This is a genomic window from Burkholderia diffusa, from assembly GCF_001718315.1.
Classification (GTDB): Bacteria; Pseudomonadota; Gammaproteobacteria; order Burkholderiales; family Burkholderiaceae; genus Burkholderia; species Burkholderia diffusa_B.
This window is the reverse complement of the sequence record NZ_CP013364.1, coordinates 229,702-249,484: the sequence shown is the minus strand read 5'-3', so window position 1 is coordinate 249,484 and position 19,783 is coordinate 229,702. Positions and strand designations below refer to the sequence as shown.

General features: G+C 68.5%; 23 protein-coding genes. 7 read left to right on the top strand and 16 right to left on the bottom strand.

What is annotated here, in order from left to right:
* Positions 1–12: 12 nt before the first annotated feature.
* Positions 13–225 (bottom strand): DUF2909 domain-containing protein, encoded by a 213-nt coding sequence (locus WI26_RS27855; RefSeq protein WP_059511443.1) that lies wholly within the window; start codon positions 223–225, stop codon positions 13–15.
* Positions 222–572, bottom strand: a complete 351-nt coding sequence (locus WI26_RS27850) for a hypothetical protein (RefSeq protein ID WP_059511444.1) — start codon at positions 570–572, stop codon at positions 222–224. Before WI26_RS27850 ends, WI26_RS27855 begins: the two co-directional genes overlap by 4 nt.
* Before the next feature lie 599 nt (positions 573–1,171).
* Here WI26_RS27850 and WI26_RS27845 point away from each other — a divergent pair.
* Positions 1,172–1,357: a ribbon-helix-helix protein, CopG family gene (locus WI26_RS27845; protein WP_059511445.1), complete on the top strand. Its 186-nt coding sequence runs from the start codon at positions 1,172–1,174 to the stop codon at positions 1,355–1,357.
* Positions 1,358–1,392: 35 nt separating this feature from the next.
* Here the strand turns inward: WI26_RS27845 and WI26_RS27840 are convergent, their stop codons facing one another.
* On the bottom strand, positions 1,393–2,229 hold the full coding sequence (locus tag WI26_RS27840) for a hypothetical protein (protein WP_059540731.1): 837 nt from the start codon (positions 2,227–2,229) through the stop codon (positions 1,393–1,395).
* 46 nt (positions 2,230–2,275) lie between these two features.
* The gene (locus tag WI26_RS27835) at positions 2,276–2,620 is read right to left on the bottom strand and encodes a zinc ribbon domain-containing protein YjdM (RefSeq protein ID WP_031401187.1); all 345 of its coding nucleotides are present in this window, start codon (positions 2,618–2,620) and stop codon (positions 2,276–2,278) included.
* Between the two features lie 367 nt (positions 2,621–2,987).
* Here WI26_RS27835 and WI26_RS27830 point away from each other — a divergent pair, with 367 nt between their 5' ends.
* The 3 genes from WI26_RS27830 (at position 2,988) to WI26_RS27820 (ending at position 4,292) form a co-directional block, all read left to right on the top strand.
* Positions 2,988–3,251: an HPr family phosphocarrier protein gene (locus WI26_RS27830; RefSeq protein ID WP_060021675.1), complete on the top strand. Its 264-nt coding sequence runs from the start codon at positions 2,988–2,990 to the stop codon at positions 3,249–3,251.
* 66 nt (positions 3,252–3,317) lie between these two features.
* Positions 3,318–3,539, top strand: a complete 222-nt coding sequence (locus tag WI26_RS27825; protein WP_059511448.1) for a hypothetical protein — start codon at positions 3,318–3,320, stop codon at positions 3,537–3,539.
* 198 nt (positions 3,540–3,737) lie between these two features.
* Entirely contained in the window at positions 3,738–4,292 is a 555-nt protein-coding gene (locus WI26_RS27820; RefSeq protein WP_230951633.1) for a GNAT family N-acetyltransferase, read from the top strand.
* Positions 4,293–4,325: 33 nt separating this feature from the next.
* Here WI26_RS27820 and WI26_RS27815 read toward each other — a convergent pair whose 3' ends face one another.
* The 3 genes from WI26_RS27815 to WI26_RS27805 form a co-directional block, all read right to left on the bottom strand.
* A complete protein-coding gene (locus tag WI26_RS27815) occupies positions 4,326–6,008 on the bottom strand; it encodes an efflux transporter outer membrane subunit (protein ID WP_069227996.1) in 1,683 nt (560 codons plus the stop codon).
* A gap of 2 nt (positions 6,009–6,010) precedes the next feature.
* Positions 6,011–7,606 (bottom strand): DHA2 family efflux MFS transporter permease subunit, encoded by a 1,596-nt coding sequence (locus WI26_RS27810; RefSeq protein ID WP_069227995.1) that lies wholly within the window; start codon positions 7,604–7,606, stop codon positions 6,011–6,013.
* Positions 7,607–7,691: 85 nt separating this feature from the next.
* Positions 7,692–9,095: an HlyD family secretion protein gene (locus WI26_RS27805; protein ID WP_069227994.1), complete on the bottom strand. Its 1,404-nt coding sequence runs from the start codon at positions 9,093–9,095 to the stop codon at positions 7,692–7,694.
* A 174-nt stretch (positions 9,096–9,269) separates the two neighbouring features.
* Here WI26_RS27805 and WI26_RS27800 point away from each other — a divergent pair, with 174 nt between their 5' ends.
* From WI26_RS27800 to WI26_RS27790, 3 genes are all read left to right on the top strand, one after another.
* Positions 9,270–9,509 (top strand): hypothetical protein, encoded by a 240-nt coding sequence (locus WI26_RS27800; protein ID WP_059511453.1) that lies wholly within the window; start codon positions 9,270–9,272, stop codon positions 9,507–9,509.
* Between the two features lie 241 nt (positions 9,510–9,750).
* On the top strand, positions 9,751–10,662 hold the full coding sequence (locus tag WI26_RS27795; protein WP_069227993.1) for a manganese catalase family protein: 912 nt from the start codon (positions 9,751–9,753) through the stop codon (positions 10,660–10,662).
* 143 nt (positions 10,663–10,805) lie between these two features.
* Complete coding sequence (locus WI26_RS27790; RefSeq protein WP_059511455.1) at positions 10,806–11,282, top strand: NUDIX hydrolase; 477 nt, start codon at positions 10,806–10,808, stop codon at positions 11,280–11,282.
* On the opposite strand, the gene WI26_RS27785 is transcribed toward WI26_RS27790, so the two are convergent.
* From WI26_RS27785 to WI26_RS27745, 9 genes are all read right to left on the bottom strand, one after another.
* On the bottom strand, positions 11,257–11,739 hold the full coding sequence (locus WI26_RS27785) for a hypothetical protein (protein ID WP_069227992.1): 483 nt from the start codon (positions 11,737–11,739) through the stop codon (positions 11,257–11,259). The genes WI26_RS27790 and WI26_RS27785 overlap by 26 nt on opposite strands.
* A 184-nt stretch (positions 11,740–11,923) precedes the next feature.
* Positions 11,924–12,406, bottom strand: coding sequence for a BON domain-containing protein (locus WI26_RS27780; RefSeq protein WP_059540747.1), 483 nt, complete (start codon positions 12,404–12,406; stop codon positions 11,924–11,926).
* Positions 12,407–12,806: 400 nt separating this feature from the next.
* Positions 12,807–13,547, bottom strand: a complete 741-nt coding sequence (locus tag WI26_RS27775; RefSeq protein ID WP_059511458.1) for an FRG domain-containing protein — start codon at positions 13,545–13,547, stop codon at positions 12,807–12,809.
* A 21-nt stretch (positions 13,548–13,568) separates the two neighbouring features.
* Positions 13,569–14,582, bottom strand: coding sequence for a cytochrome d ubiquinol oxidase subunit II (cydB, locus tag WI26_RS27770; RefSeq protein WP_069227991.1), 1,014 nt, complete (start codon positions 14,580–14,582; stop codon positions 13,569–13,571).
* Positions 14,569–15,999 (bottom strand): cytochrome ubiquinol oxidase subunit I, encoded by a 1,431-nt coding sequence (locus WI26_RS27765; RefSeq protein ID WP_069227990.1) that lies wholly within the window; start codon positions 15,997–15,999, stop codon positions 14,569–14,571. The genes cydB and WI26_RS27765 overlap by 14 nt, the downstream gene beginning before the upstream one ends.
* Before the next feature lie 108 nt (positions 16,000–16,107).
* On the bottom strand, positions 16,108–16,506 hold the full coding sequence (locus tag WI26_RS27760; protein ID WP_069227989.1) for a DUF305 domain-containing protein: 399 nt from the start codon (positions 16,504–16,506) through the stop codon (positions 16,108–16,110).
* Positions 16,507–16,571: 65 nt separating this feature from the next.
* Entirely contained in the window at positions 16,572–18,242 is a 1,671-nt protein-coding gene (locus WI26_RS27755; RefSeq protein WP_069227988.1) for a GMC family oxidoreductase, read from the bottom strand.
* Entirely contained in the window at positions 18,232–18,891 is a 660-nt protein-coding gene (locus tag WI26_RS27750; RefSeq protein ID WP_069227987.1) for a gluconate 2-dehydrogenase subunit 3 family protein, read from the bottom strand. The genes WI26_RS27755 and WI26_RS27750 overlap by 11 nt, the downstream gene beginning before the upstream one ends.
* Positions 18,888–19,739 (bottom strand): hypothetical protein, encoded by an 852-nt coding sequence (locus WI26_RS27745; protein ID WP_069227986.1) that lies wholly within the window; start codon positions 19,737–19,739, stop codon positions 18,888–18,890. The genes WI26_RS27750 and WI26_RS27745 overlap by 4 nt, the downstream gene beginning before the upstream one ends.
* Positions 19,740–19,783 lie beyond the last annotated feature (44 nt).

Here is a 19,783-nt window from a genome sequence, read left to right as displayed (position 1 = left end):
GAATGCCGCGCATCATCGCCCGATCGGCAGCCCCGTCGGCTCGATCCACCCGAGCCGGTATGCGATCAGCAGCGACAGAAACAGCGTGATCGACAGCCCGACGCGCGCCGCGAGCGACCACGCCATCCGCTTGCTGCCGCCCCGGTCGTGATTCATGAAATACAGCGCGAAAACCAGGCTTCCGATAATCATCACGAAAGCCACCGAAACCAGCGCAATCTTCATTGTTGATGTTCCTCCAGGCCGGAATCGGCCTTCAGCAGTTCGGCCAGTCTTTGCCGCTCGGCAGCGACGTCGGCAACGCCCGATGCGGGCCAATCCAGCGCCACGCCGTTACCCAGCGAATCGCGCACGAGCGTCTGGTAACGCCGGTCGCTGATCCGGCCCTGCTCCATCGCTTCCGAGATTTCATGTCGAAACGGTAGCGGAAAGCTCGCGTATCCGCGCGACAGCGCCGCATATTGCCGCGCGTCGACCTCCTTCGACGACGGCGCGACTGCCCACACCACGACGGCCACGATGGCTGCGAAAGGAATCGCCGTGTAGCGGAGAACGAACTTGATCGGGGTCATGAGGCGAATAGCGAGGTGGCTATGTAGTAACGGCGAAGTGACGACCAGCAGCACCGCAGTGACGGTGCATACGCGCCGTGTGGAAACGGAAGCAGCCGAGCACCCGGCCGCGCGGACGACAACGGAGCCACTCGGGCAAACCGGAGCCGGCAGGCCCGGTCGATATTGTACTTAAAGCCCAATGCAACCAACAGAGCATGATAATCTTGTTATCATGTTTTCCATATGATTCGAGCAATCCGAGGCTTCCCGGCGCGCGGCCGCCTCGCGCCAGTGACCGGCATCGTAACCGAGCTCGACAAGCTGTTCTACTGAACCCGGTCGACGCATCGACTTGGGTGCGCATGCGGCAATCGCCAACCGTTCGAGACTGACGATACGCGCGGCGATGCTCGCGTCGCTGTTCATCGGTGGCTTGCCGGCACGATCGGCCTCAAACATGTGGCGATATGCCGCCCTGCTCGTGATCGACGACCTGTTCACGTGGCTGGAACACCTGCGTTGACCCGGCGCACGCACTGGCATGACACATCCGGATATGGCGCCGAAAGCGCATGGATTATAATTTGATTAACATATCAACCACCCCTGCCATCCCGATGGAAACGAAAACCGCCCGCCTGACCGTCCTGATCGATCCCGCCAAGAAAGAAGCGTTCGAAATGCTCTGCGCGGAGCAGGATCTCACACCGTCGCAAGTCGTGCGTCAGTTGATCCGCGAGTATCTCGACAAACACGGCGTCACGTACAAGACCAAGAGCGCGATCGGCAAGCGGGTGAAGTAACGGAAGAAGTACACGCGGTCGAACCCGCGGCGCCGTCAGGCGCAGATTTCCCATCTCGGATGTTCGCGCGCGCGCCAGACGAGCCGCGCCGGATCGATGCATTCCCCTGCCTTCATGCGTCGAGCGGTGGACGACAGCTTGAGCACGCCCGCCGAGCCGAACCCCAGCGCGCGCTCAAGCAAGACGCGCAGCGACGGCAGCGGGTTGCCGTTCTTCCATGCGAACGCGATGAAGTTGTTGTCATCACCGCACGGCACCAGCGCGAACGAATCGTCGAACACCGCGCGCAGTTGCTCGAGATGCCGCGGCAATGCCGGATCGTCGTCCATGAAATTGATCGCGAGTACGCCCGTTTCGCTCAGCCGCGCGCGGCACGCGTCAAGAAACGCGGTGCCCGTGCAGCGGCCCGGCATGCCGTCGGCGACGAACGCGTCGTGCAGAATCACGTCCGCCTGGACGTCCGGCCTTTCGACGTAGTCGGCGCCGTCGGCGCAGACCACCGCGAAGCGCGCGTCGTCTTGCGGAATCCTGAACACGTCGCGCAGCGCGATCACGTCGGGGTTGATCTCGACCGCGTCGATCGCGGTGTCGGGCAGGTGCCGGTAGCAGTACTTCGCCAGCGATCCGCCGCCGAGCCCGATCATGCAGATACGCGCGGGCGCCGGCTGCAGCAGCAGGAAACCCATCATCACGCGCGTATAGCCGAGTTCGAGCCTGACCGGATCCTTCAGCGACATGAAGCTCTGCGTGCCGAAGTGGTCGAAATGCAGCGATACCGCGTGCTTCGTCTCGAGCACGAACGGACGGCCGTCGTTCAACGGAGCCGCCAGGAACTGCAGGAACGCGTCATAGGAAATTCGATCCTCGCTCATGCTCGACAGGCCCGGTTGATCGGAGAGTCGCTCGTACCGCGTGCGGTCATACCTTCTTCAGGTAGCAGGCCTTCAGCATGAAGCCGCCCATGTCGGTCTTGCAATCGACTTCGTGATCGCCGCCGACGAGGCGAATGCTCTTCACCTTGGTGCCCATCTTCAGCGTGATCGACGAACCCTTCACGCGCAAATCCTTGATCAGCACGACCGAATCGCCGTCCGACAGCACGTTGCCGTTCGCGTCCTTGACGACGTCGCCCGCCGGTTCGTCGCCCGCTTCGGCGCCGGCGCCAGCCGACCATTCATGGCCGCAGTCCGCGCACACGGTCAGCGTGCCATCCGGGTAGGTGTTTTCCATCGCGCATTGCGGGCAGGCGGGGGCGGCGTTCATTGCAGCTTCCATTCGTTGGGAGTTCGGGTCAATCGATAAAAAATGCCGGGCACACAAGCACGTGACCCGGACCGCGCGCGGCACTGCCCCGTCGACAAAGCGGCCGGACAGCACGTCACGCACACGACATTATAATGCAATTCACATAAACACGCGGCTGTATTATAATCGTCAACTTTCGATCATTCGCCGGACTTGATGGCGGTTTCGCTGAGGATGTCGACATGTTCGAGATGAATGACGCGCCGACGCCTGGCGTACAACGCCCGGCGCCCCGTCGGAAAACCGCGCTCCGCGCGGTTCCGCCGTGCTGCCGGCCGGCCGTTGCACGCCGTTCCGGCAACTTTCCCCGAGGCTGATCCACATCGTGGCAACCGTCGTCTACGTTGAAATCGGCCCCGCCTGGAACCGCGGCCGTGCGATCGCGTCGCGTGATGCGATCGTCGCGGCGGCACACCGCTTCGAAAGCGACATCCTGCTGCTGGCCAACGGGCTCAGCGGCAGCGCGAAGGACGCGACGGCCATCGCGGCGCTACAGATGCATGGCGGCACGTCGGCGCAGGTGCTCGCCACCGGCCCCGACGAAGACGCCGCGCTCCAGGCGCTGCTGCCGTTGCTGCAGGCAGGCTGACGCTGCGTCAGCCCGATCCCACGGCCTCGTGCCGTTCACTCCGAATCACCACTCTCCGAGGAAGCGATGAACGACAACGTCACGTCCAACACCCCCAACCTGTCAGCCTCCGCGATCTGGGCGCTCGAGCGCCTCGCCGATGTCCGCTACGGCCGCGATGCGCCGGCACTCGGCTGGTCGGTCGAGCAGGAACTCGTCGGCGCGGGCTTCGTCAGCCAGGCCGCGAACGGCCGATCCGGCGCGTCGATCACCGCGCACGGGCGCAGCTTCCTGAAGAGCCGCAAGTAGAAATCGCCGGGCACGGGCGCGACGCCGCCATGAGGCCGCCGGCTCGCGCCTGAATCGTCGGACGGCGGCAGGCCGGACGATGCGGTCGCATTCCCCGCTGCAGACGGGGATTTGCGGCCGCACCGCGGTTTCCGCGGTATCGTACGGGACCCAAGCGCGGTGCATTGCGCCGCCTTCCATTTCTTCATGGAACGCCCGATGACACCCAGCGCCCTGCCGCCCGTCACGTCTCCGCCGGTTCTCGATACCCCCCGCCTGACCCTCGAAGGCCACCCGCTCGGCGACTTCGACGCGCTCGCGGCGATGTGGGCCGAGCCGGCCGTCGTCGCGCACATCTTCAACGGCAAGCCGTCGGCGCCACGCGACTCGTGGATGCGACTGCTCGCGTATCGCGGGCTGTGGCCGCTGCTCGGCTACGGCTACTGGGCGATTCGCGAGAAGGCGTCGGGCCGCTACGTCGGCGATCTCGGTTTCGCCGATTTCCACCGTGCAGTCGAGCCGTCGATTCGCGGCGTGCCGGAGGCCGGCTGGGCGCTCGCCAGCTGGGCGCACGGCAAGGGCTATGCCATCGAAGCGTTGTCGCATGCGCTCGGCTGGCTCGATATGCAGCACCGGTTCGAGCGCAGCGTGTGCCTGATCGCACCGACCAACGTCGCGTCGATACGCGTCGCGCAGAAGGCCGGGTATGTCGATCCGGTGCGGATTCGCTTCAACGACGCGGATTCACTGCTGTTTTCGCGCGCGTGCCGGTAAGCGCGGCCTCGCGCGCCGGTCACTTCGTCGCGGCTAAGGTGCGTGGACCGTCTGCGACGGCGACGTCGCCCCGACCGTAGCCGCTCCCGGCGCAGGGCCGCTCGTTCGCCAGCCGCCACCCAGCGCCTTGTACAGCGCGACCAGATCGGTCGTCGTCTGCAACGCGCCCTGCACCGCCTGCTGCCGCCCCTCCGACCATTGCCGCTCGGCGTCGAGCACATCGAGAAACGGCGACAACCCCTTCCGGTAACGATCGCGCGCGAGGTCCAGCGCGCTGCGCTCGGCCGTCACCGCGTCGTCGAGCGCCGCCGCGCGCGTCTGGTCGGTGCGATAGACAGCCAGCGCATTGTCGACGTCGCGCAGCGCGACGAGCACCGCCTGCCGGTACGCCAGCGCCGCTTCGGCCTGCCGCGCCCGTGACAGCCGCAGGTTCGACACCAGTTGCCCGCCCGAAAAAATCGGCAGCGACACGGCCGGCCCGAACGCGTAGAACAGATGGGACCAGTGCGCGAGTTCGCGAACGTGCGATGCGCGCAGGCCGACCTGCCCCGTCAGGGAGATGTCCGGATAGAACTGCGCGACGGCGACGCCGACATCGGCGGTCGCCGCATGCAGGTCGGCCTCCGCGCGGCGGATATCGGGCCGCCGCCGCGCGAGCGTCGACGGCAGTCCGACCGGCACGGCGGGCGGCACGCCCGGCAATGCGCGCGGCACGTCGAGCCAGTCGTCAAGCGCACCCGGCGGCCCCCCGACCAGGTACGCGAGGCCATTGCGAAGCAACGCGATCTGCTGGTCGAATTGCGGCAGCTGCGCGCGGATCTGCGCGAGCCGCGCGTCGGCGCTGCGTACATCGAGGTCGCTCGCAAGGCCGTGCACGGCCTGCTCGCGCGTGAGGTCGAGCAAATCGCGCTGCGCGCGCTGGAGTTCGTCGGCCAGCGCGCGCTGCGCTTCGGCGCCGCGCAGTTGCAGATAGGTCTGCGCGACTTCGGCCTCGAGCGACAACAGTGCGTCGTCACGGCTCGCGACCGCCGCGCTTGCCTGCGCGCCGGCCGATTCGACCGAGCGGCGCACACGCCCGAACAGGTCGAGTTCCCACGAAGCGTCGAATCCGGCCTGCCACAGGTTGACCGGCGCCTCGAGGGCATCGATTGCGCCCCGAGCGCCCTGCTGCACGCTCGCACCGGTGCCCGGACCGTATCGGTCGAGCGGCGAACCCGGTGCGCCGAGACGGTCCACGCGCTGGTCGATGCCCTGTTCCTCAATGAGGCCTTTCAGGCCCAACTGCTCGCGCTGGTAGCTCGCGCTCGCGCGCACGTTGGGCAAGCCCTGCGCGGCGGCCGCGCGCACCTGCGCCCGCGCCTGCGCGATACGCAGCACGGCGGCCTGCACGTCGAGGTTGTCATGCGCGGCGCGCTCGACGAGCCGGTCGAGCAGCGGGTCGCCGAACACCCGCCACCAGCGCGGGTCGGGATCTGCGCTGGTCACCGGCGACGATGGCGCGGATGCGCCGGGCGTCGATGCCGCCGATGCGCCTGAAGCCGCCGATGTCGGCGCCTGCAGATCATGCCAGTTCGCCGGCACCTCGGCGTGCGGCGGCTTGAAATCCGGCCCGACGGTGCAGCCCGTGAGTGCCGTGCACACCGCGAGCATCGCGGCGAGACCGCGTGCTTGCCGCGCATGCCCGCGGCGCCGAGCGCGCTGTCGATGCTTCGTCATCGTCAATGCCCTCCCGCGCCGCGAGCGGCCTTCACCGGCGAGAACAGGAACGTCAGCGGAATGCTGCACGCGCAGAACACCGCGAGGATCGCGAACACGTCGATATACGCGAGGATCGTCGCCTGCGAGATGAACGTCTCGTACAGCCGGCCGGTGGCGGTCTGTAGCGCGGCCGGCGGCGGCGCGCCCGACAGCGCGCCGATCGTGCGGGCATTCTCTTGCAGCGCCTCCTGAAAGTTCTGGGACAGCGGCGACATGTGCGTGGACAGGTGCGCCAGGCGCGCCTGCGTGCGCTCGCGGATCAGCGCGGTCGACACCGAGATGCCGATGGAGCCCGCGACGTTGCGGAACATCGTGAACAGCGCGGACGCGTCGTCGTTGAGCCGCCGCGGCACGGTCAGATACGCAAGCGTCGTGATCGGCACGAACATGAAGCCGATCGCGAGCGACTGCGCGCAGCGGATCATTACCAGGTGCTTGTAGTCGATGTCCGGCACCAGCATCCGCGAATAGATCAGCGCGCACGCCAGAAGCACGAAACCGAAGCCGACCAGATAGCGCGTCTGCACGTGCGGCATCAGGCGGCTCACGATCGGGATCTCCATCGTGATCAGCAGCGCGCCGGGCGACAGCACGAGGCCCGCGAGCGTGGCCGTATAGCCGAGGTGCTGCTGCGCGAGCTGCGGCACGATCACCGCGCTGCCGTACAGCACGGCCGCGAACGTCGCGATCGCCACGCAGCCAAGCGCGAAATTCCGGTCGCGCAGGCACGACAGGTCGACCACCGGTTTCCTCGTGTGCAGCAGCCACAACGTCGCGCCGATCAACCCGAGTGCGGACAGCGCCGCGAAGATGCGGATGAAGTTCGAGCCGAACCAGTCTTCGTCCTCGCCGCGATCGAGCATGACCTGCAGGCAGCCGAGCCCGATCGCGATCAGCCCGATGCCGATATAGTCGACCGATATCCCCCGCTCGGCGCCGCGCCGCCACGGCGGATCCTCGACGAGCTGCATCACCGCGAGCACGGTCAGCGCGCCTATCGGCACGTTGAGCAGGAACACCCAGCGCCACGAGAAATGATCGGTGATCCAGCCGCCGAGCGTCGGCCCGAGCACCGGTGCGACGACGATCGCGATCGCCGAGATCGAGAACGCACGGTTTCGCTGTTCGGGAGGGAACGTGTCGAGGATGATCGATTGCTGGTTCGGCTGCAGCCCGCCGCCGAACAGCCCTTGCAGTACGCGGAACACGATCAGTTCGCCGAGATTGGTCGCGACGCCGCACAGGAACGAGCACACGGTGAACGCGGCGATGCACAGCACGAAGTAGCGCTTGCGGCCGAGCAGACGCCCGAAGAAACCCGAAATCGGCAGCACGATGCCGTTCGCGACGAGATAGGACGTGAGCGTCCAGGTTGCCTCGTCGTAGCTCGCCGACATCGTGCCCGCGATATGCGGCAGCGCGACGTTGACGATCGTCGTGTCGAGCACTTCCATGAATGCGGCAAGCGTGACGACGATCGCGACGACCCACGGATTCGCGGCCGGCCGCCAGGCGCCGCCGCCGGACGATGCCGGGCGGTCGGGCGGGCGGTTCATGGGCGGGCTCCGTGTGACGAGGCGGGCGTATGGATGTCAGGCATCGGATCGCTCCGGTGATGGCGGGCCATCGCGCGGTGGCCGGTCATTTCAGGTGCACGGTCGGTTCGACCGACAAGCCGAGACCGAGCGGCGGATTGTTCGGCAGCGCGCCGTCGAGCACGATCTTCACGGGCACGCGCTGCACGATCTTCACGAAGTTGCCGGTCGCGTTCTCGGGCGGGAATGCGGAGAAGCGCGCACCGCTGCCGAGCTGGATGCTGTCGACGTGGCCGTGCAGGTCCAGATCGGGATACGCGTCGACCGACACGTCGACGCGATCGCCGATACGCATCCGCTCCAGTTGCGACTCCTTGAAGTTCGCGGTAATCCAGACGCGCGGAGTGACGATCGAGAAGATCGACGCGCCCGCCTGCAGGTATGAGCCCAGTTGCACGTTCCTGCGCGTGACCCAGCCGTCTGACGATGCGCGCAGTTCGCAGTACGACAGATTCAGGTCGGCCGTATCGAGTTGCGCACGCGCCTGCAGCACCTGCTGGCGCCGCTCCTCGACGGCCGTTTCGGCCTGCCGGATCTGCTGCGGGACCAGGCTCGCGGTACGCGCCTGCGCCTGGGCCATCGCGACGTTCGCATCGGCGCTCGCACGCTGTGCGTCGGCCGCGTCGATCGCCTGTTGCGACGTCGCGCGCGCATCGACCGCGCGCTGCCGTTCCTGCGCGGCAAGCGCCTGACGGTACGCAGCTTCCGCCGACTCGATCTGCGCGCGCGCTTGCCGGTACTGCGCCGGATACTGCACGCGCGCGATGTCGAGCTGCACGCGCGCCGCGTCGAGCTGGGCCTGAGCGAGGCCGAGTTGCGCGCGCGCCGCGTCGACCTGCGCGCGGTAGTCGCGCGGGTCGATCTCGACCATCACGTCGCCGCGATGCACGAAGGTGTTGTCGTCGACCGCGAGCCGTGTCACATAGCCGGACACGTGCGGCGCGACGGCCACCGCGTTGCCGTCGGTATACGCATCGTCGGTGCTTTCCTGATCGCGCGTCATGAGCCACCACACGAGCCCCGCGATCACCAGCACGAACAGCACCGCGCCCAGAATGATCAACGGCTTCTTGCCGGGCCGCTTGCGCTCGCCTTCACCGTTGTCGCCATCGCCATCGCCGCCGGTGCGGCCGCCGCGATCGTCGTGCGGATGGCCGTCGCCTCCGCCACCGCCGGGCGCGTCGGTGTCGCGGTCGTCCTGGTGGCGTTGTCCGGTGCTGCCGCCGCTGCCGCCGTCGGCACCGCCATCGCCCGCGCGCGCGACGGCGATTGACGGCGCGAGCCCGCCCGGCAGGCCGGCTGCTGCAAATGCCGGTTCCGCGCGTGCCGGGAAGCAGACGAAGTCGGTTTTCCGCGCCTGCGCACCGCGCTGCCCGGGCGTGAACGCACGCCGGAACACCACGCGCAATTGCTCACGAACGGACAAAGGGAACAGGGTCGCATCGGACATCGAAGATTCTCCCGGGCATGGACCGCGTGCGCCATTGCACGCGCCGGCCTCGGGCGGGCGAGCAAGCAAACGTCGCGCCCGGCGGGCATGTCGTGGTGCGAAGCGCCGCCCGCATGCGGCGGCACGCCCGATGCGTCGCGCTTGCGCCCCTCATCACGACAGGACACTCGCCCGATGACACGATCGACTTCGCTCGACACCGATTCGCAAGGACAGGACCGCGGCGACAGCACACCCGGCCCCGAAGGCAAGCGTCGCGGCACGGATACGCCGCCGCCGCGTAGCGCGCACGATCCCGCCGAAGGCAAGCGGCAGACACCCGACGGCCGACAGCCGTCGCAGCAATCCGACACGCAGCAACATCGCACGTCGCCGGACGGCGCGACGACGAGCGCCAGTCCGGCTCGCCGATGACGAGCGCGCAGGCCCCCGGCAGAAATGACAACGCGTTGAAAAATCGCGGACGGATGCGTCGCATGCAGGCATCGCCGATGCGGGGCCGGCGCCCGTTCGCCCATGCGCACGGGCGCAGACCCGTCGGCCGCAGCGCGCACGGAAGCAAGCGTGCATTCGCAACGCACGACGCCGTCACTATGGGCGCGCGTCGTGCTCTGCCTGCGTCGCAGGTGCCGTCCACTTCTTCAACGGAGGATTCATGTTCATCCACAACACACGGCTTCAGTACACGGTGCGCGTCGGCGCGCCGAATCCGGGGCTTGCCAACCTGCTGCTCGAACAGTTTGGCGGGCCGCAGGGCGAACTCGCGGCCGCGATGCGCTATTTCACGCAAGCGATCACCGAGGAGGATCCCGGTCGCAAGGACATGCTGCTCGACATCGCGACCGAGGAACTGAGCCATCTCGAAGTCATCGGCTCGATGGCCGCGATGTTGAACCGCGGCGCGAAGGGCGAGCTCGCCGAAGCCGTCGACGAACAGGCCGAGCTCTACCGCAAGCTGCACGGCGCGGGCAACGACAGCCACGTGACGCAGGTGCTGTACGGCGCAGGCGCGCCGCTGACCAATTCGGGCGGCGTGCCGTGGTCCTCCGCGTACATCGACACGATCGGCGAACCGACGGCCGACCTGCGCTCGAACATCGCGGCCGAAGCGCGCGCGAAGATCATCTACGAGCGGCTCATCAACGTGACGGACGATCCGGGCATCCGCGACGCACTGGGTTTCCTGATGACGCGCGAGGTCTCGCATCAGGTCTCGTTCGAGAAGGCGCTGTATGCGATCACCGGCAATTTCCCGCCGGGCAAGCTGCCGCCGAAGCCCCCGTACGACCGCGTGTACTTCCGGATGCAGGATGGCGAGCCGGTGCCGGGCCCGTGGAATCGCGGCGATTCGCTGTCGCTGCGGCGCGGCGAGCCGGCGGTTGATGGCGGCGACGGCGCCGCGAAGGGCACGGTCGAGCCGCAGCAGTCGCAGGCACTCGAAGCAATGGCGCGGCGACTCGCGTCCGACCCGCGTTGCGATCCGGTGACAGGCGCCGAGCTGGGCGCAGGCGCGCCACGCGACAGCGTCGCCGCGTCGCCGGGCAACACGCCGCCAGCCAAGCCCTGAGCGCCCGTGCGCCGCGTGAATGCGCGGCGCGCAGCGCGGCCCGCCGTCGCGCAACGAGACGGGACGGCGGGCAGCCGCGCGCGGGCACGCCGGTTGCGACAGCAGTCGCCATGGACCTCGCACTTCTTCGCCGCCTGCCCGGCATGACACTCCCCGACCCGTCCGACTTCCCCGTGCGCGCGGTGCCTTTGGCCCCGCTCGCGAAGGAGCGCGCGACGATCGTGTGCCACCGCAACAATCGCGTGCTGCTGGTCGCACGCCGGCCGACGTCGCGATGGACGCTGCCCGGCGGCGTGATCCGGCGCGGGGAATCGGCGCTCGACGCCGCGCATCGCGAATTGCGGGAGGAGACCGGGCTCGTCGATCTCGAACTCGCCTATTTCTTCTACGTGGACGGCAGCGTCAAGCGTCATCATGTGTTCGTCGCGATGCTGCCGCCCGGCCGCCGTGCGTGTCCGGGCCACGAGATCGCATTGTGCCGCTGGGCGCACCTCGACGCGGTATCGCGCTGGCCCGCAAGCGCGCCGACGCAGCGGATCGTGCAGCGGATCGCAAGCCTGATTCACGCGCAGGAGATGTCGGCGGGCAGCCGCGTCACGCGTCGGTCGGCTTCCCGCTGAACGCGGTGATCGGCTTCTCCGGTTCCCGCGCGAGGCCTTGGGCGAATACCTTCAACCCTTCGAGCAGCGGTGCAAGCGCATCCCACAACGCTTCGTCGTGCAGCAGCCGATAAACGCCGCTCACGCCAGGCGCCGCATGCTCGTGTTCGGACGGCTCCCACGCGCCGACGTGACGCAGTGCATCGGCTGCCGCGAACATCGTCTTGCCGAACTGCTCAGGCGGGATGCTTGACAACGCCATCACCAGCATTGCGAGGTTCTGCACGCCGCTTTGCGTGGCGGGTTTGTCGAGCGCGCCGACCAGCACCTCCGCGATGCGCGCGTTCGCGCTTACGACATCGTTTGCGAAGCGCAGGAAACCGTGCCGGTGCAGGCTGCCGAGCAGGCGTTCGAGCGCGTCGTGCGCATCGGGCTCTGTCTGGGGAGGCGTCACATCGTGGGGCAGGCGTTCGGCCATCAGCTTTTCTCCGGATGGGGCGCCGCATCGGGCGGCGCAACGTAGTCGGGCCGCGACCATTTGGCCTCGGCGTCGATGCCCGCGTTCGGCGTACGCGCGCCGTAGCGGAAATTGCCGGCCGGCAGCGGCCGGGGGCCGCGCCGCCGACATGCGCCGCAGCCGCGCGGCACGCCGCCGCGCAGCGTCAGTGCATCGGGCTGCCGGGCGGCGCCTTGTATTCGCTGCGCGCGCCCATCGCGTCCTCGACGGTCTGCACGCCGCGCAGTCCGGCCACGCCGTCGACGACGGCATGACGTTCCGCTTCTTCCACCTGCCCGCTCAAGCGCACATGTCCATGCTCGACCGTCACGTCGACGTCGCGCGGACGGCCGACCAGATGGCCCAGCGCGGCGCGCACGCGTTCGGCGACTTGCGCATCGTCCGCGTCGCCGGCGAGCCAGTCGGCGCGCAGCCCGGCAATCGTGCCACGCGCACGGTCGGCCGCGCGCTTTGCCTGCGTGCTCGCGTAGTGGGCCACGCCGTGCTGGCCGGCAACGGCCTTGTCGCGCACATAGGCGCGCCGCCGCCTGCCCGACGCCGGATCGAGGAAATACATTGCCGCCGCCCCGCACGCGACGGCCACCGCAAGATTCAACAGCGGGTTGTTCGAACGTGTTCTGGAAGTCATGTGAGCACCGTAATCGATACCCGGAACCGCCGGGCTTCGTCGTCACGGGCAGCATGCGCCGTTCCTCGGCCGCATGGCGATGCGCGGGCGCGGCGGCCGGCAGCCGCGGCCCGTCGCCCGGCAACGCGACGCGCCCGAAATGACAAGCGCTTGAAAAATCATCGGTTCGCGCGGCGCGCGGGCTGACCCGCACCGCACGTCATGCGGGCCGCTGGCGCTTGATGGATCGCCCGGTTTGCGCATTCGCCCGGCATGCCCGAAGGATGGCGCTCGGCGCATCCACCGGCCGCGCGCAGCCATTCCCGGCGATCGGACAACGAATGCGGATGGCACGTCAAACCCGCCTGCCGGGCATGAGCGCGCTCACGTCCCTGTAGACACGCAGGCCATACCGCCGCGCTCATCGCGGCGCATGCGTATCCTCGTCGTCGGGAAAAAAGCGGATGACCGTTAGTTGCGCAATGCCGTCGAGGTCCGGAAAGATCGTACCGATACTCACGCCAACGCCGGCAAGCTGGCGACGGATCGCGGCAAAGCGCTCGCCCGGCACGACGATGCGCGTGAGCCGCCCGGCCAGATCGGGATCCTCGTCGAGCGGCTGAAAGCGCCGCGCGCCGGCATCGTAGCGGTGAATCGTGAACCAGCCGTCCTGCGCGGTGATTCGCGGCATCACGTGACGCGGCCGAAACACCTTCGTGCGAGTCACCTCGAGCGGCGCGCGCCGCTCGCCGGCCATCGCGATGTCGTCCGCGTCGTACGACAGGCACCACACCACCCCGTCGTCGCCGGTGCCGTTCGCGTTCCTGACCGCGAACCATAGCGCCGCCAGCGCATTGCCCGACCAGTCGAGCAATCGCGTGTGCATCCCGTGCTGCTGCGCGAGCGCAAGCCAGTCGCACGCGTCGAGATTCGGCGCCGGGTCGAGGTGCGGCAGCGCGCGCCGCATGAACTCGTCGAGCATGCGCGCCTCCACGTCGGGCGACGCGCGTTGCCTGGCGATGCTCGGCACGAGCGGCCAGCCGACATTGCATTGGCCGCGAAACAGCCGCGAAGCGGTCGCATCCTTCGCGGTGCCGATCATGCTCATGTAATCGGCGACGCTTTCTATCGCGTCGCTCGTCACGCGTCGTTCACTCCCCATTGCCGCCTCCGCGCTGCATCGTCACATGTGCTCGTAGCCGACATCGCCGCGCACCTTTCCGCGAAACACCCAATACGACCAGCACACGTAGAGCAGCAGCACGGGCAGCATGAACGCGGTGCCGATCATCAGAAATTCCTGCGACATCTGCGCGGACGCCGCCGACCACAACGTAACCGACGGCGGCGCGACGTGCGGCCACAGGCTGATCGTCAGCCCGGTGAAACCGAGAAAGAACAGCCCGATCGACGCGACGAACGGCAACACGTCGCGACCGCGCCGCAGCGCCCGTTCGGCGAGCCACGCGAGCACGGCGGTCAGCACCGGCACCGGCGAGAAGAACAGCAGATTCGGCCATGCGAACCAGCGCGCGGCGATGCGGGGATCGGCGAGCGGCGTCCATATGCTGACCGCGACGATGAACACGATCACGCCGACGAGCGCACGACGCGCGCCGCGCTGCGCGGCCGCGTGCAACGGCCCTTCGGTTTTCATCACGAGCCATGTCGAGCCGAGCAGCAGGTAGCCGACCACGAGCCCGGCCGCGGTCAACAGCGGAAACGGCGCGAGCCAGTCCCAGCTGGTGCCGGCGAAACGGCCGTCGGCGACCTTGAAGCCCTGCACGAACATGCCGAGCACCGCGCCCTGCGCGGCGGTCGCGACCAGCGATCCGCACGCGAACGCGCCGCTCCACAGTCGCTTGCGCGCGCCGGTCACACCGCGAAACTCGAACGCGACGCCGCGAAACAGCAACCCGAGCAACATCAGCAACACGGGGAAATACACACCCGGCACGATCACCGAGAACGCGCCCGGGAACGCGGCGAGCAGCAGCGTGCCGCCGAGCACGAGCCACGTTTCGTTGAAGTCCCATACCGGCGACACCGACGCGATCATCCGGTCGCGCTCGGCCTCGTCGGTGCGCCAGAAGAACAGCATCCCGACGCCGAGATCGAAGCCGTCGAGCAGCACGTACATCAGCACCGACAGCGCGAGCACGGCGGCCCACAGCGGTACGAGATCAAGTCCGCTCATCGTTCGCCTCCTGTGGTACGGCGCCGCTGCCCGACACGGCCGACAGCGGCCGCGCGGAACGCGCCGACACGTCGTCCTCCGATGCGGCGGCGTGCGGGCGCACGGGCGCGGCCGGGCCGATCCGCACGAGCCGGCGCAGCAGCACGAAGCCCGAGCCGAAGATCGCGATGTAGCTGATCACATACAGCGCGAGCGACAGCGCGACATCGCCCGTCGTCAGCGACGGCGTGACCGAATCCGCGGTGCGCATCAGCCCGTACACGGTCCACGGCTGCCGTCCTGCCTCGGTCGTCGTCCAGCCGGCCAGCACCGCCAGAAAACCGATCGGGATGGCCGTGCGGCACGCGGCGAGCCAGCCGCGCGCTTCATAAAGCCGTCTGCCGCGCCATAGCGTGAGCCCGCGCACGACGATCAGCAGCATCACGACGCCGAGCCCGACCATCAGATGGAACGCGAAGAAAACGACCGCGACAGGCGGCCGCCGGTCGCGCGGCCAGTCCTTCAATCCGTGCACGAGGCCGTTCCAGTCGTGCGTCAGGTACAGACTGCCGAGCTTCGGAATCGACACCTCGAAGCGATTCGTCTCGTTCGCGTCGTCCGGCAACGCGAACAGCGTTGCGCGCACGCCGCGCCCCGTGTCCCACAGCCCCTCCATTGCGGCGAGCTTGGTGGGCTGGTGTTCGAGCGTGTTGAGTCCATGCGCGTCGCCAAGCACGATCTGCACCGGCACCGCGATCGTCAGGAACAGCAACCCCATCCTGACCATCACGCGGCTTTCCTCCACCGCGCGCCGTTGCAGCAGGTAATGCGCACCGACACCGAGTATCACGAATGCCGTCGTCACGAGAAACGCGGTGACGGTATGCGCGAGGCGATAAGGGAACGACGGGCTCAGCAGCACCGACAGCATGCTGTCCGGATAGAAACGGCCGTCGACGATCCGGTAGCCGGCGGGCGTCTGCATCCAGCTGTTGACCGCGAGAATCCAGAACGACGACAGCAGCGTGCCGAGCGCGACCATCGCGGCGGACATCGCATGCGCCCAGCGCGGCACGCGGGCGCGGCCGAACAGCAGTACGCCGAGAAACGCCGATTCGAGGAAGAACGCGGTCAGCACCTCGTAGGCCATGAACCCGCCGACCACGTTCGACGTTGCCGCGACGAAGCGGCTCCAGTTCGTCCCGAACTGGAACGGCATCACGATGCCCGACACGACGCCCATCCCGAACGACACCGCGAAGATCCGCAACCAGAACCGCGAGAGCCGCGCGTACACGTCGCGTCCGGTCGCCCAGTGCAGCAACTCCAGCGTCGCGATGTAGCACGACAGCCCGACGGTGAACGCCGGCAGCAGGATATGCAGCGCGATCACCCACGCAAACTGCAACCGCGACAACAGCAATGCATCGATTTCCATATGGGATTCCTTCCGGCTTCGATGCGCGGTATCGCGCACGGGCGGTACCGCCTCGGCACGCAGCCGCGAATCGTCGTTCCACGATCGGCGGTGCGCGGTGATCGCGGGTCAGGGCGTCGCGCCATGCTCCTTCTGCCAGCGCTCCATCAGCGCGATCTCGTCTCGCTGCGCGGCGATGATGCGCGTCGCGAGCTGCCGCAGTGTCGGGTCCTTGCCGTACTTCAACTCCACTTGCGCCATGTCGATCGCGCCCTGATGATGCGGCGCCATGTGCGACACGAAATCGCGATCGGCGTCGCCGGTGTAACGCGCGCCCTCCATCGCGTCCATCATCTTGCTATCCGCGCGCTTGTACGCCTGCGTCGACGTGTCGGGCACGTGCGCGGTGTCCGGCGGGCGCAGCTGGCCCCAACCCGGCGCTACGGCTGCTGTCGCGGACGCGGCCAGCAGCGCGCATGCGGCGCAGCGCCGGATCGCGCGGGCCGGGCGGCGAATGAAAACGTCCATGTCGTGGCTCCTGGATGGTTGAAAGAGAAGTGCGCGGCCGCAGGCCGTGCGTGGAAGGCCGTCACCTATCGCCAGCGTGCGCGCGCATGCGCGTCGCCGCGCGCGACAAGCGCGCGGATGCGATCGGCCGTGCGGCATGCGATCGCCTGGATCGTCAGCGACGGATTCACGCCGCCGACGGTCGGAAACACCGAACCGTCGCAGACCCACAGGTTCGGGATGTCCCAGCTGCGACAGTCGGCGTCGACGACGCTCGTCGCCGGGTCGTCGCCCATCCGCGCGGTGCCCGCGAGATGGCAGGTGTCGTCCTGCTCGTGCCAGATGTCGCGCGCGCCGGCGGCTTCGAGCGATCGTCCCATCTGCGCGAATGCGTGACGCATCATCCGGCGGTCGTTGTCGTCGTACGAATAGGTGACGCGCGCGATCGGCAGCCCGAATGGGTCGCGCTCGTCGGCGAGCGTCACGCGGTTCTCCGCGCGCGGCAGCGTCTCGCCGACGATCTTCAGTCCGGCCTGGAAGTTGTAGCGCGCCATTTCGCACTTAAGCGCGTCGCCCCACAGCCCGCGTCCGGCGATCTTGCGCGCCCATTCGATCGGCAGCGGCCCCTGGCTCATCCAGCAGTAGCCGCCGAAGAAATCCTTGCCTTCGTCCGCGTAATTCCAGTGCTCGGTGAGCGACAGCGACGGCGGTCCCTTGTACCAGCGCACCTCGTCGTCCATCGTTCCCCACGATGCCTGGTTCAGTTGCGCCATCATGTAGCGGCCGACGAGACCCGAGCTGTTCGCGAGCCCTTGCGGATGGCGTCCGGTCGCGGACAGCAGCAGCAACCGCGGCGTCTCGATCGCATAACCGGCGACCACGACGTTGCGCGCGCGCTGGAAATGCGTGCGGCCGTCGCGCCGGTAATGCACGCCCGTCACGCGATCGCCTTCCGCCTCGATCCGCAACGCCATCGCAAGGTCGCGCACTTCGGCGCCCGCCGCGACCGCGCGCGGAATCCACGTGACGAGCGCGCTCTGCTTCGCGTTGGTCGCGCAGCCGGCGATGCAGAAACCGCGATACACGCACGGATGGGCGCGGCCGCGCGGCGCGGACAGTGTCGCGAGCGGCGTCGGCGTCCAGTCGATGCCGAGCGCCTCGGCGCCGCGCGCGAGTACGAGCGCGGCCGCGTTGAGTTCGTGCGCGCGGTACGGATAGCGCGGGCGCGGCGGGCCCCACGGGTAGCGCACCGGCCCGCTGATCTTCAATGCCTGCTCGACCTCGCGGTAGTAGCGCCACATCTCGCGCCAGTCGAGCGGCCAGTCGACGCCGTAGCCCAGCGCGGTGCGCGAGCGGAACCACTCGGGCCGAAAGCGCAACGACACCATCGCGAAGTGGACGGTACTGCCGCCGACCGCCCGCCCGCTGTTGTTGGTGCCGAGCGTCAGCGGATCGGCGCCGTCGCAGATGCGCTCGTCGGTCCAGAACAGCTTGTGCTGATGCGACTCGTCCGATGCGAATTCCTCGAGCGGGCGCCACCATGCGCCCGCATCGAGCGCGACGACCGAGAACCCGTGTTCGGCGAGGCGGCACGCGAGCGTGCCACCGCCGGCGCCGGTGCCGACGATCACGAAGTCGACCGGCTCGTCGTCGCGGAACATCCGCATCGGCGACCAGCCGCCCACGCGCAGCGGATCGGGTGCACGGCCGTCGCAACCGCGCGGCCTGCCGTCGAACGACGATGCGTCAGCGGCCATCACGATCGCCCTCCCCGTCCACTTGTGCCTCCCACGGATCGCGCCGGTTGAAATCCATCCGCACGTAGCCGCGCGGGCTCGCCGGCCCGCCGAAGCCGATCTCGTTCCATGCGAACGGATGGCTGTAGTACGCGCCGCACAGGTCCATCAGTACGCGCTTCGCGAAGAACGTGCGCGGATCCATGCCGGCCCACGCCGATTCGACCTGCCGATCGACCCGGCCTTGCTGGACCGCGTGCAGCAGCGCATCGGCCGCCTTCGCGTCGAGCGATGCGAACGGGCGATCGTGCGCATGGCGCGCCATCGCGTCGAGCGCCGCGAGCCCCGTATGCCACGCGGCGCGCAGCGGCGGCAGACGCGCGTCGCGATAGCCGTCGCCCTCGTCGGCCGCGAGCCGCGCATCGACCAGCGCGGCAGTCGGCACCGTGCTGGCGCCGCCCTGCTGCTGCGGCACGATGCGCGCGCACAGCGCGTCGAGCGTCGCGAACTGCGCGGCATCGAGATGGCGCGGCGCGGACGCGGCGACACGCATTCGTGCGTCGATCGCGCGGCGCGTCGCATCGTTCCACGACGGCGTGTCGCGCTTGGCCAGTACGTCGTATCCGGAATAGCGCGGCAGCGCGAGCGCCTTGTCGTTCGCGGGCTTCATCGCGCCTCCCGTTCGGCAAGCGCCGTCGCGGCGAGGCCTGCGATCGCGAGCGCCGTGAAGCTCGGCGGCGCCGGCAGCGGCGGCCCCGACAGCACGTTCTGCGACCAGTTGCGCCAGCCGCCCATCTGCCGCGCGATGCCGCGCGCATGAAACGCGACGCCGACGAAGCCGAGCAGCGCCGTCACGCGCATCGACCAGCGGCACCAACGCCGGTCGGCGGACGGCCGCGACAGTGCGAGCTGCGCGGCCGTCAGCGCGGCCACCGGCGGCACGACGATCGGCATGAACATCGCGCGATGCTGGAACGCGCCGCGAAAATGCAGCAATCCGACTTCGCCGAGCGTGCCGACGAGCCCTGCCGCGACCAAGCCGGCCAGTGCACGGCCGGCCGGCAAGCCGACGAGCTGCGGCGCGTCGGCCGGGCACGCCCGCAGCCGCTCGCCGGCCGCGCCGAGCATGCCCGACAGCAGCAGCGCGAACGGCGCGCCGAGCGGCGCACCGTAGAACAGGTTGTGCCAGCTGAAACCGCCCGGCCGCTTCGTCACGTTGTACAGGTGAAACGCCGACCCGGCGATGCCCACGGCAGCCGATGCCACATGCACCGCGTCGCGCAGCCGGTGGCGTTCGGGCGTGTCGTCCGCGTGGCCGTGCACGCTCGCGAGGACCGACAACGTCGACGCCACCAGCGGCGCGATCATCGCGCGATTGTGGATCGTGCCGCGGTAGTGCTCGACGCCGCTGTCGGCAAGCACCGACCCGGCGAGCAGCAGCGCGCTGCGGTTCAGCAGGCGCGCGGCATCGGCCAGCAACGTATCGTGCTCGGCCGCGCGGTGTCGGGCGTGTCGCATCGGTCCTCCTTGTTCGTGACGGTTGTCCGGGGCGCCGGATTCAT